An 11,770-nucleotide genomic window follows, 5' to 3' on the forward strand; every position below is an offset into this window, starting at 1 on the left:
AGGCAGTGATATTCCTGTGGGAGCGGGTTCACCCGCGAAGAGGCCAGATCAGGCAGACGCCGCAACCTGCGCCGGGCGCTTCACCTGTGGCTGCGAAGCATTCGCTGCAGCGCCCTCTTCGATCGCCTGCTGTATCGCCTTGCGACGGCGCTCTTCGGCCTGGCGGCTGAAGTACCAGACGAAGAAGGTCACCAGCGATACCGACAGCAGGATCAAGCTTGCCACGGCGTTGATCTCCGGCTTCACGCCCAGGCGCACCGCCGAGAACACTTCCATCGGCAAGGTGGTCGAACCAGGGCCGGAGACGAAGCTCGCCAGTACCAGGTCATCCAGCGACAGGGCGAACGACATCATGCCGCCCGCAGCCAGCGACGGCGCGATCATCGGGATGGTGATCAGGAAGAACACCTTCCACGGCTTGGCACCCAGGTCCATCGCCGCTTCCTCGATCGACAGGTCCAGCTCCCGCAGGCGTGCCGACACCACCACCGCTACATACGCGGCACAGAACGTGGTATGGGCGATCCAGATGGTGACGATGCCGCGCTCCTGCGGCCAGCCAATCATCTGCGCCATGGCCACGAACAGCAGCAACAGCGACAGGCCGGTGATCACCTCAGGCATTACCAGCGGCGCGGTAACCAGGCCACCGAACAGCGTGCGGCCCTTGAAGCGGGTAACCCGGGTCAGCACGAACGCCGCCAAGGTACCCAGCGCCACCGCCGCCACCGCCGTGTAGCAGGCGATTTCCAGCGAACGCATCACCGAACCCATCAACTGGGTGTTGTCGAGCAGGCCGACGTACCACTTCACCGACCAGCCACCCCACACCGTCACCAGCTTGGAGGCGTTGAACGAGTAGATCACCAGGATCAGCATCGGCAGGTAGATGAACAGCAAGCCGAGCACCAGCATCAGCTTGGAGAAACTGAAGCGCTTCATGCCCTGCCCTCCATTTCTTTGGCCTGGCTGCGGTTGAACAGCAGGATCGGCACGATCAGGATCGCCAGCATGACCACCGCCAGCGCAGAGGCCACCGGCCAGTCACGGTTGTTGAAGAACTCTTGCCACAGCACCTTGCCGATCATCAGGGTTTCCGGGCCGCCAAGCAGTTCAGGAATCACGAACTCGCCCACCACCGGGATGAACACCAGCATGCAGCCGGCGATGATGCCGTTCTTCGACAGTGGTACGGTGATCTTCCAGAAGCTGTTGAAGGTGCTCGAACCCAGGTCCGAAGCGGCCTCGAGCAGGCTCGGGTCGTGCTTCACCAGGTTGGCGAACAGCGGCAGGATCATGAACGGCAGGTACGAATAGACCACGCCGATGTACACCGCCAGGTTGGTGTTGAGGATCTGCAGCGGCTGGTCGATCAACCCGGTCCACAGCAGGAAGCCGTTGAGCAGGCCGTTGTTGCTGAGAATGCCCATCCAGGCATAGACGCGGATCAGGATCGCGGTCCAGGTCGGCATCATGATCAGCAACAGCAGGACCGTCTGGGTCTCCTTCTTGGCGTTGGCAATGGCATAGGCCATCGGGTAGCCGATCAGCAGGCACAGCAGGGTGCTGAAGAAGGCCATCTTCAGCGAGCCCAGGTAGGCCGAGATATACAGCTCATCCTCGGTCAACAGGCCATAGTTGGCCAGGTTGAGCACCAGCTGCAGCTTGTCTTCGACGTAGCTGTAGATCTCGGTATACGGCGGGATCGCCACGTCGGCTTCGGCGAAGCTGATCTTCAGCACGATGAAGAACGGCAGCATGAAGAACAGGAACAGCCAGATGAACGGCACGCCGATCACCAGGTGCCGCCCCTCCGGGGTAATACGCTGGAAGGCTCGCTTGAGCTTGCGCAGTTTCATGACCGCAGTACCACGCCGCTGTCGTCTTCCCACCACACGTACACTTCATCGCCCCAGGTCGGGCGGGTGCCCTGGCGCTCGGCGTTGGCGACGAACGACTGGACGACCTTGCCACTCGGTAACTCGACGTAGAACACCGAGTGGCCACCCAGGTAGGCAATGTCGTGAACCTTGCCGCGCGACCAGTTGTGCTCGCAGGTCGGTTGCTGGGTGGTGACCAGCATCTTTTCCGGGCGCAGGGCGTAGGTGATGTGCTTGTCTTCCACCGACGTGGTGATGCCGTGGCCGACATAGATCTTGCGCTCCAGCTCCGGGCTGGCAATGATCGCGTGGCCTTCGGCGTCGTCGACCACTTCACCTTCGAACAGGTTGACGTTGCCGATGAACTCGCACACCAGGCGGCTGGTAGGCGTCTCGTAGATGTCCACCGGCGAGCCGATCTGGGCGATCCAGCCCAGGTGCATGATGGCGATGCGCTGGGCCATGGTCATGGCCTCTTCCTGGTCGTGGGTCACCATCACGCAGGTCACGCCAACGCGCTCGATGATCTCCACCAGTTCCAGTTGCATCTGCGAACGCAGTTTCTTGTCCAGTGCACCCATCGGCTCGTCGAGCAGCAGCAGCTTGGGGCGCTTGGCCAGCGAGCGGGCCAGTGCCACGCGCTGGCGCTGGCCGCCGGACAGCTGGTGCGGCTTGCGCTTGGCGTACTGGGTCATGTGCACCAGCTTGAGCATCTCGGCCACGCGGGCGTCGATCTCGGCCTTGGGCATCTTGTCCTGCTGCAGGCCGAAGGCGATGTTCTGCGCCACGGTCATGTGCGGGAACAGCGCGTAGGACTGGAACATCATGTTGATCGGCCGCTCGTAGGGCGGCATGTCGGTAATGTCGACGCCATCGAGGAAGATCCGCCCTTCGGTCGGGCGCTCGAAGCCGGCCAGCATGCGCAGCAAGGTGGACTTGCCGGAACCGGAGCCCCCCAGCAGAGCGAAGATCTCGCCCTTGCGGATTTCCAGGGACACATCGTCCACGGCTACCGTTTCGTCGAACTTTTTCGTGACCCGGTCGATCTTGACCAGCACCTGCTTGGGTTGCTGGCCACCCTCGAGGGCTTTTTTATAGGCACCGGAGGCAACTGCCATGAGTGAAACTCCCAACAAGATTTTTGTGCCCGCGAGCCCTGTTCTAAAGGTGCCGCCACGGGCCTGGATTTTTACTTGCCCGACTTGACCTTGGTCCAGCTACGGGTCATCAGCCGTTGCACCTTGGGTGGCAACTCTGAATTCACGAACATCTTGTTCAGCACTTCCTGCGGTGGGTAAACCGCGGCGTCAGTCCTCACGGCCTGGTCCATCAGGTCGCCAGCCTTGGGGTTCGGGTTGGCGTAACCGACGTAATCACTGACCTGGGCGATAACCTCAGGCTTCAGCAAATAGTTGATGAAGGCATGCGCCTCTTTGACGTTCTTGGCGTCCTTGGGAATCGCCAGCACGTCGAACCAGAGGTTGCCGCCTTCCTTGGGAATTGCGTAGGCCAGGTTCACGCCCTTCTTCGCTTCTTCGGCGCGGGTCTTTGCCTGGAACACATCACCTGAGAAGCCTGCCGCGACGCAGATGTCGCCGTTGGCCAGGTCGGTGATGTACTTGGACGAGTGGAAGTAGGTCACGTACGGGCGTACCGCCAGCAGTTTCTTCTCGGCGGCCTGGTAGTCCTTGGCATTGGTGCTGTTGGGGTCCAGCCCCATGTAGTTGAGCACCGCCGGCAGCATTTCGTCCGCCGAATCGAGGAAGGCCACGCCGCACTTGGCGAGCTTCTTCATGTTCTCGGGCTCGAACAGCACTGCCCAGGAGTCGATGGTGTCCACGCCCAGCGCGGCCTTCACCTTGTCGACGTTGTAACCGATGCCGTTGGTGCCCCACAGGTAAGGCACGGCGTACTGGTTGCCCGGGTCGTTCCTTTCCAGGCGCTTCATCAGCGCCGGGTCCAGGTTGGAATAATTGGGCAGCAGGTTCTTGTCGAGCTTCTGGAACGCGCCCGCCTTGATCTGCTTGCCGAGGAAATGGTTGGACGGCACTACCACGTCATAGCCGGTATTGCCGGCCAGCAGCTTGCCTTCCAGGGTTTCGTTGGAATCGAACACATCTTGCACGGGCTTGATGCCCGTGGCTTTCTCGAAGTCCGCGAGTGTGGTCGGGCCGATGTAGTCGGACCAGTTGTAGAAGTGCACCGTAGGCGCCGCTTGGACGCTGCATGCCAGCGTCAGGCCCGCTCCAGCCATCAAGGCCTTGCGGAATACAGAAATGGACAAGTGGGTGGTCCTCACAATCAGTGCCTGGGTAGCGACAATGCTGCCGCACACGCAAAACCGGCGCGCAACTTACCTTCGCAGCTTCGATGCCGCAATCATCAATTGCCTTTCACTGGCTCTGGGCCGGGATTCCCCGGCCCAGAGGTACCGCATCGGGCTTATTTGCCCGACTTGATCTTGGTCCAGCTGCGGGTGATCACACGCTGGGCAGAAGCTTCAGGCGCAGCGATCGCGTACAGCTGCTTCTTCACTTCAGCTGGCGGATAGATGCTCGGATCGCTGGTGATTTCCTTGTCCACGAACTGGGTGGCGGCAGCGTTGCCGTTCGGGAAGCGCACGGCGTTGGTGATCTCGGCCATGATTTCCGGCTGCATCAGGAAGTTCATGAACTGGTAGGCAGCGTCTTTATGCTCGGCATCCTTGGGGATGGCGACCATGTCGTAGAAGGTACCGGCACCTTCCTTCGGAATGACGTAGTCCACCTTGACCTTGTCGCCAGCTTCGTGGGCACGGGCCTTGGACTGCTCCAGGTCACCCGAGTAACCGACAGCTACGCAGATGTTGCCGTTGGCCATGTCGCCGATGTACTTGGACGAATGGAAGTAGGTGATCGAAGGACGGATCTTGAGGAACAGGTCCTCGGCGGCCTTCAGGTCTTCCTTCTTGGTGCTGTTGCTCGGCAGGCCCAGGTAGTGCAGCGCAGCCGGGAGCATTTCGGTCGGGGCATCGAGGAAGCTCACGCCGCAGCTCTTGAGCTTGGCGATGTTCTCAGGCTTGAACACCACGTCCCACGAGTCGATCTTGTCCACGCCCAGCGCGGCCTTGACCTTCTCCGGGTTGTAGCCGATACCGATCGAGCCCCACATGTACGGGAAGGCGTGCTTGTTGTCCTTGTCGCTGGCATCGCCAACGGCCTTGAGCAGGTCAGGGTCGAGGTTCTTCCAGTTCGGCAGCTTGGAGCGGTCCAGTTCCTCGTACACGCCAGCCTTGATCTGCTTGGCCAGGAAGTTGTTCGAAGGCACGACGATGTCATAGCCCGACTTGCCTGCCAGCAGCTTGGCTTCGAGGGTTTCGTTGCTGTCGAAGACGTCGTACTTGACCTTGATGCCCGACTGTTTCTCGAACTTGGCGATAGTGTCCGGAGCGATGTAGTCCGACCAGTTGTAGACGTTCAACACCTTGTCTTCAGCCTGAACAGCGGTAGCCATGGCACCCATCAGGGCGGTGGCCAGCAACGTCTTGCCCAATTTATTCATGCGTAATGCTCCAGAATTTTTTATTTAGCCATCTGTTCAGCAGCCAGGACCTACGGTGCAGAGCGCGCGGCGACTGAAACAGTCGCTAGTCTGGCAAGTTACAAGGCTCTGTATCAAGGAAAGCAGGGCCTTGTAACGACTTAATGTCACATCGCTAGCCTAGCAAACTGTCAACGAATCGCTTCGAGCGTCAGGTCCAGGCATTTGCGTGCCTTTTCCACCAGTTCGTCGATCTCTGCATGGCTGATCACCAGCGGCGGCGCAATGATCATGGTGTCACCCACCGCACGCATGATCAGGCCGTTTTCGAAGCAGAAGGTGCGGCAGATCATGCCTACGCCCTTGCCTTCGTAACGGCTGCGGGTGGCCTTGTCCTTGACCAGCTCGATCGCGCCGAGCAGGCCCAGGCCGCGTACCTCGCCCACCAGAGGGTGGTCCTGCAGCTCACGCAAACGCTTTTGCAAATAAGGTGCCGCTTCGGTGCGCGCCTTCTCGACGATTTTCTCGTCGCGCAGGATGCGCAGGTTTTCCAGGCCCACCGCCGCCGCTACCGGGTGGCCGGAGTAGGTGAAGCCGTGGTTGAAGTCGCCGCCTTCGCTGAGTACCTGGGCCACGGTGTCACGCACGATCACACCGCCCATGGGGATGTAACCGGAAGTCAGGCCCTTGGCGATGGTCATCAGGTCGGGCTTGAGGTCGTAGTAGTCGGAGCCGAACCACTCGCCGGTACGACCGAAACCGCAGATCACTTCGTCGGCGACGAACAGGATGTCGTACTTGGCGAGGATCTCCTTCACCTTCGGCCAGTAGGTTTCCGGCGGGATGATCACGCCGCCGGCGCCCTGGATCGGCTCGGCGATAAAGGCGGCGACGTTGTCTTCGCCGACTTCGAGGATTTTCTGCTCCAGCTGATCGGCCGCCCACACCCCGAACTCGTCCGGGGTCATGTCGCCGCCTTCGCCGAACCAGTAAGGCTGCAGGATATGCACGATGCCAGGAATCGGCAGGCCGCCCTGCTCGTGCATGCCGCTCATGCCGCCCAGGCTGGCGCCAGCCACGGTGGAGCCGTGGTAGCCGTTGATGCGGCCGATGATGGTCTGCTTCTGTGGCTTGCCTTTCAGCGCCCAGTAATGGCGGACCATGCGCAGCACGGTGTCGTTGCCTTCGGAGCCGGAGCCGGTGAAGAACACATGGGTCATGCCTTGCGGCGCCACGTCGGAGATTGCCTTGGCCAGTTCCAGCGCAGGCGGGTGGGCAGTCTGGAAGAACAGGTTGTAGTACGGCAGCTCGCGCATCTGCTTTTCTGCCGCCTGCACCAGTTCTTCACGGCCATAGCCCACAGCCACGCACCACAGGCCAGCCATGCCGTCGAGGATCTTGTGCCCCTCGCTATCCCACAAATGCACACCCTGGGCCTTGGTGATGATGCGCGGCCCCTTCTCCTTCAGCTGCTTGTAGTCGCTGAAGGGCGCGAGGTGATGCTCCCCGCTCAGGGTTTGCCATTCACGGGTTTGCGGGTTGTTGACGCTCATGTGCTTCTCCGTTGTTCGACAGCCGCGTCCTGCGGCACCAAGTTGATCAGACAGCAAACAGCAGGAACTCACGCTCCCAGGAACTGATGACTCGCTTGAAGTTCTCGTGCTCGGCGCGCTTGGTAGCGACGTAGCCGGTGATGAACTTCTTGCCCAGGTACTGCACCAGTGCACGGCTGTTTTCCATGCGTTCCAGGGCATCTTCGATGGTCAGTGGCAGGCGCAGGTTGCGGCGTTCGTAGCCACGGCCCTGCACCGGCGCGCTGGCGTCGATGCCTTCGACCATGCCGATGTAGCCACACAGCAGGCTGGCAGCGATGGCCAGGTATGGGTTGGCGTCGGCGCCTGGCAGGCGGTTCTCGACCCGGCGGCTTTGCGGGCCGGCGTCCGGCACGCGCAGGCCGACGGTACGGTTTTCCTCGCCCCACTCCACGTTCACCGGCGCCGAGGTGTCGGGCAGGAAGCGACGGAACGAGTTGACGTTGGGGGCGAACAGCGGCAATGCCTCGGGGATGAACTTCTGCAGGCCACCGATGTGGTGCAGGAACAGTTCGCTCATGCTGCCGTCGTCGTTGCTGAAGATGTTCTTGCCGGTGGCCACGTCGACCACGCTCTGGTGCAGGTGCATGGCACTGCCTGGCTCACCGGTCATGGGCTTGGCCATGAAGGTGGCGGCCACATTGTGCTTGAGCGCGGCCTCGCGCATGGTGCGCTTGAACACCAGGATCTGGTCGGCCAGGTGCAGGGCGTTGCCATGACGGAAGTTGATCTCCATCTGCGCCGTGCCGTCCTCATGGATCAGCGTGTCGAGATCCAACTGCTGCAGTTCGCACCAGTCGTAGACGTCTTCGAACAGCGGGTCGAATTCGTTGGCGGCTTCGATCGAGAACGACTGACGGCCGGTTTCCGGCCGGCCCGAACGGCCTACCGGGGGCTGCAGCGGGAAGTCCGGGTCTTCGCTGCGCTTGGTCAGGTAGAACTCCATCTCCGGCGCGACGATCGGCTGCCAGCCCTTGTCGGCGTAGAGCTTGAGGACTTTCTTCAGCACGTTGCGCGGCGACAGTTCGACCGGGTTGCCCTTCTTGTCGTAGGTATCGTGGATCACCTGGGCGGTCGGCTCGATGGCCCATGGCACCAGGAACACGGCGTTCTCGTCGGGGCGGCAGATCATGTCGATGTCCGCCGGGTCCAGCAGTTCGTAATAGATGTCGTCATCGACGTAGTCGCCGGTCACGGTCTGCAGCAGCACGCTCTCGGGCAGGCGCATGCCTTTTTCGGCGATGAACTTGTTGGTAGGCGAAATCTTGCCGCGCGTGATGCCGGTCAGGTCACTGATCATGCATTCGACTTCGGTGATCTTGTGCTCTTTCAACCAATCGGTGAGCTGGTCGAGGTTGTTACTCATAAATACCTCAGGAGGTAAGGTGGTCCGCGCACTGATTCTGGATGGAGTACATTGCTAAAGCAAAAACCCCCGCGCAGAGCCGCAGTGGATACACTGAAAACAAGTGTGTCCGTAATGAGTTCGAAAGGCAGGAAGACGAAACGAAGGGCGGCAAGCCGCTACGAGGGCAGGTCCGGGAGCGCCAAACGTCAATTATTGCGGCCAGGGCGGCCACGCCATTGACGAAGCTTGCAAAAATGACGGATGTACCCGATGGCACTGCGCAGGCAGTACTTTCAGGTCTCGGCAAGCGGACCATGTGACCCTCGTATTATTGTGTTCTGGGTTGAGACCGAGCTTAGCCTTGTTCATTTTTTTACACAACACCTCCGTAAAAAATAAAACACGGTTGGTCGGAGATAGCCCTTTGCGAGGGAAATAGCGGATAATGGCTTGCCCCGATATGCAGCAAATCTGCCGTCGATGTGCCATTTCAGGGCATCATGGGGTTGGCTTGACATCAGTTTGTCTTTTCGATTGACTGGTCTTGCAAGCCCCCCTTGATTGATATTTTTAACAACAAAGGTGTTGCATCATGTCGGTACCCCCGCGTGCCGTTCAGCTTAACGAAGCGAACGCGTTCCTTAAGGAACATCCTGAGGTTCTCTACGTTGACCTTCTGATTGCAGATATGAATGGTGTGGTGCGTGGCAAGCGCATAGAGCGCACCAGCCTCCACAAGGTTTACGAGAAAGGCATCAACCTGCCTGCCTCCCTCTTCGCCCTGGACATCAACGGTTCCACCGTTGAAAGCACCGGGCTGGGCCTGGACATCGGCGATGCTGACCGCATCTGCTATCCAATCCCTGACACCCTCTGTAACGAGCCGTGGCAAAAGCGCCCAACCGCTCAGCTGCTGATGACCATGCACGAGCTCGAAGGCGAGCCGTTCTTCGCCGACCCGCGTGAAGTGCTGCGTCAGGTGGTGAGCAAGTTCGACGAACTGGGCCTGACCATCTGTGCCGCGTTCGAGCTGGAGTTCTACCTGATCGACCAGGAGAACGTGAACGGTCGCCCGCAGCCACCGCGCTCGCCAATTTCGGGCAAGCGCCCGCAGTCGACGCAGGTGTACCTGATCGACGACCTCGATGAATATGCCGACTGCCTGCAGGACATCCTGGAAGGCGCGAAGGAGCAAGGCATCCCGGCCGACGCCATCGTCAAGGAAAGCGCCCCGGCGCAGTTCGAAGTCAACCTGCACCACGTGGCCGACCCGCTCAAGGCCTGCGACTACGCAGTACTGCTCAAGCGGTTGATCAAGAACATCGCCTACGACCATGAAATGGACACCACCTTCATGGCCAAGCCCTACCCGGGCCAGGCAGGCAACGGCCTGCATGTACACATTTCCGTGCTGGACAAAGATGGCAACAACATCTTCACCAGCGAGGATCCCGAGCAGAACGCCGCGCTACGTCACGCTGTCGGCGGTGTGCTCGAGACCCTGCCCGCGTCCATGGCGTTCCTTTGCCCGAACGTCAACTCGTACCGCCGCTTCGGCGCGCAGTTCTATGTACCGAACGCGCCAAGCTGGGGCCTGGACAACCGCACCGTGGCCCTGCGCGTGCCGACCGGCTCGCCGGACGCCGTACGCATCGAGCACCGCGTGGCTGGTGCCGACGCCAACCCGTACCTGATGATGGCCGCCGTACTGGCCGGCGTGCACCATGGCCTGACCAACAAGGTAGAACCGGGTGAGCCGATCGAAGGCAACTCGTACGAGCAGCTGGAGCAGAGCCTGCCGAACAACCTGCGCGATGCCCTGCGCGAGCTGGACGACAGCGAGATCCTGAACAAGTACATCGATCCGAAGTACATCGACATCTTCGTCGCGTGCAAGGAGAGCGAGCTGGAGGAGTTCGAGCACTCGATCTCCGACCTCGAGTACAACTGGTACCTGCATACCGTGTAAACGAAAACGCCGCCCACAAGGGCGGCGTTCTTGTTCAAGATTGGTGTCGACTGCTTCGCGGGTAAACCCGCTCCCACAGGGACCGCGCCGGCCTCAGGCCCGGTGAAGATCCTGTGGGAGCGGGTTCACCCGCGAAGAGGCCAGTACAGGTTTACAAGGGCTTCTCGAAAATCTTCGAATTACGCTGGTAGTTGTACAGCGAAGCCCGCGCCGCTGGCAGTCGCTCGACCCCACTCGGCGCAAACCCGCGTTCGCGGAACCAGTGCGCGGTACGCGTCGTCAGCACGAACAGGGTGTTCAGCCCCAGCTGTCGCGCCCGGCTTTCGATGCGCTCCAGCAGCTCGTCGCCACGCCCGCCATGGCGGTACTCGGGGTTCACCGCCAGGCACGCCAGCTCGCCGGCGTCGGAGTCGGCAATCGGGTACAACGCCGCACAAGCGATGATCATGCCTTCGCGCTCGACCACGCTGAACTGCTCGATCTCCCGCTCCAGCACCTCACGCGAACGGCGTACCAGGATGCCCTGCTCTTCCAGCGGGCTGATCAGCTCCAGCAAACCGCCCACGTCCTCGATGGTCGCCTCGCGTACCACTTCGAACTGCTCCTGCGACACCAGCGTGCCGCCACCGCCACGGGTGAACAGCTCGGTCAGCAAGGCGCCGTCCTCGGCATAGCTGACAATATGGCTGCGCGCCACGCCGCCTTTGCAGGCTTCGGCCGCGGCATCCAGCAATTCGCCCTGGTAATCGCTGCCCAGACGCTGCAGATGCGGGGCAACCTGCTGCGGGCGCAGCTCACGTACCAGCTTGCCATCGGCATCCAGCAGGCCCGGCTCGGCACCGAACAGCAGCAGCTTGTCGGCACCCAGTTCGATGGCGGCGCGGGTGGCCACGTCTTCGCAGGCCAGGTTGAAGATTTCACCCGTGGGCGAGTAGCCCAGCGGCGACAACAGCACGATGGAGCGCTCGTCGAGCAGGCGGCTGATACCCTTGCGGTCGACCCGACGCACTTCGCCGGTGTGGTGGTAGTCCACGCCTTCGAGCACGCCGATCGGCCGCGCCGTGACCAGGTTGCCGGACGCCACACGCAGGCGCGAGCCCTGCATCGGCGAAGCGGCGATGTCCATCGACAGGCGTGCCTCGATGGCCAGGCGCAAGGCGCCGACGGCATCGATCACGCAATCCAGGGTGGCGGCATCGGTGATGCGCAGGCCACGGTGGTAGTGCGGGGTCAGGCCGCGATCAGCCAGGCGGCTTTCGATCTGCGGGCGCGAGCCATGCACCAGCACCAGGCGCACGCCCAGGCTGTGCAGCAGCACCAGGTCGTGGACGATGTTGCCGAAATTAGGGTGTTCCACCCCATCGCCAGGGAGCATGACCACGAAGGTGCAGTCGCGATGGGCATTGATATACGGGGAGGCATGACGCAGCCAGTTGACGTAGTCGGGCATGACAGGGCCTGT

General features: G+C 61.3%; 10 protein-coding genes. 2 read left to right on the top strand and 8 right to left on the bottom strand.

Annotation, left to right across the window (positions count from 1 at the left end; translation table 11 throughout):
• Window positions 1–48 precede the first annotated feature (48 nt).
• The 7 genes from KDB76_RS27365 to KDB76_RS27395 all read right to left on the bottom strand — a co-directional run bounded on the left by KDB76_RS27365 (window position 49) and on the right by KDB76_RS27395 (window position 8,357).
• The gene (locus tag KDB76_RS27365) at window positions 49–942 is read right to left on the bottom strand and encodes an ABC transporter permease subunit (RefSeq protein WP_003258560.1); all 894 of its coding nucleotides are present in this window, start codon (window positions 940–942) and stop codon (window positions 49–51) included.
• On the bottom strand, window positions 939–1,859 hold the full coding sequence (locus tag KDB76_RS27370; RefSeq protein WP_013974703.1) for an ABC transporter permease subunit: 921 nt from the start codon (window positions 1,857–1,859) through the stop codon (window positions 939–941). The genes KDB76_RS27365 and KDB76_RS27370 overlap by 4 nt, the downstream gene beginning before the upstream one ends.
• On the bottom strand, window positions 1,856–2,998 hold the full coding sequence (potA, locus tag KDB76_RS27375; RefSeq protein ID WP_013974704.1) for a polyamine ABC transporter ATP-binding protein: 1,143 nt from the start codon (window positions 2,996–2,998) through the stop codon (window positions 1,856–1,858). Before potA ends, KDB76_RS27370 begins: the two co-directional genes overlap by 4 nt.
• Window positions 2,999–3,069: 71 nt before the next feature.
• Complete coding sequence (locus KDB76_RS27380) at window positions 3,070–4,164, bottom strand: polyamine ABC transporter substrate-binding protein (protein WP_015272218.1); 1,095 nt, start codon at window positions 4,162–4,164, stop codon at window positions 3,070–3,072.
• A gap of 158 nt (window positions 4,165–4,322) precedes the next feature.
• Complete coding sequence (locus tag KDB76_RS27385; RefSeq protein WP_023660780.1) at window positions 4,323–5,420, bottom strand: polyamine ABC transporter substrate-binding protein; 1,098 nt, start codon at window positions 5,418–5,420, stop codon at window positions 4,323–4,325.
• 170 nt (window positions 5,421–5,590) lie between these two features.
• Window positions 5,591–6,952: an aspartate aminotransferase family protein gene (locus KDB76_RS27390; protein WP_038410228.1), complete on the bottom strand. Its 1,362-nt coding sequence runs from the start codon at window positions 6,950–6,952 to the stop codon at window positions 5,591–5,593.
• A 46-nt stretch (window positions 6,953–6,998) separates the two neighbouring features.
• Window positions 6,999–8,357, bottom strand: a complete 1,359-nt coding sequence (locus tag KDB76_RS27395; protein ID WP_013974708.1) for a glutamine synthetase family protein — start codon at window positions 8,355–8,357, stop codon at window positions 6,999–7,001.
• Between the two features lie 41 nt (window positions 8,358–8,398).
• On the opposite strand from KDB76_RS27395, the gene KDB76_RS27400 reads away from it, so the two are divergent.
• Both KDB76_RS27400 and KDB76_RS27405 read left to right on the top strand, forming a co-directional pair.
• Entirely contained in the window at window positions 8,399–8,659 is a 261-nt protein-coding gene (locus tag KDB76_RS27400; RefSeq protein ID WP_023663073.1) for a hypothetical protein, read from the top strand.
• A 272-nt stretch (window positions 8,660–8,931) separates the two neighbouring features.
• A complete protein-coding gene (locus KDB76_RS27405) occupies window positions 8,932–10,308 on the top strand; it encodes a glutamine synthetase family protein (protein WP_003259348.1) in 1,377 nt (458 codons plus the stop codon).
• A gap of 151 nt (window positions 10,309–10,459) precedes the next feature.
• Here the strand turns inward: KDB76_RS27405 and argA are convergent, their stop codons facing one another.
• Window positions 10,460–11,758 carry an amino-acid N-acetyltransferase gene (gene argA / locus KDB76_RS27410; RefSeq protein ID WP_013974710.1) on the bottom strand — a complete coding sequence of 433 codons (1,299 nt, stop codon included), beginning with the start codon at window positions 11,756–11,758 and terminating at the stop codon, window positions 10,460–10,462.
• Window positions 11,759–11,770: the final 12 nt, after the last annotated feature.

The sequence above is a fragment of the Pseudomonas sp. JS425 genome, assembly GCF_018223845.1.
Taxonomy (GTDB): Bacteria; Pseudomonadota; Gammaproteobacteria; order Pseudomonadales; family Pseudomonadaceae; genus Aquipseudomonas; species Aquipseudomonas asiatica.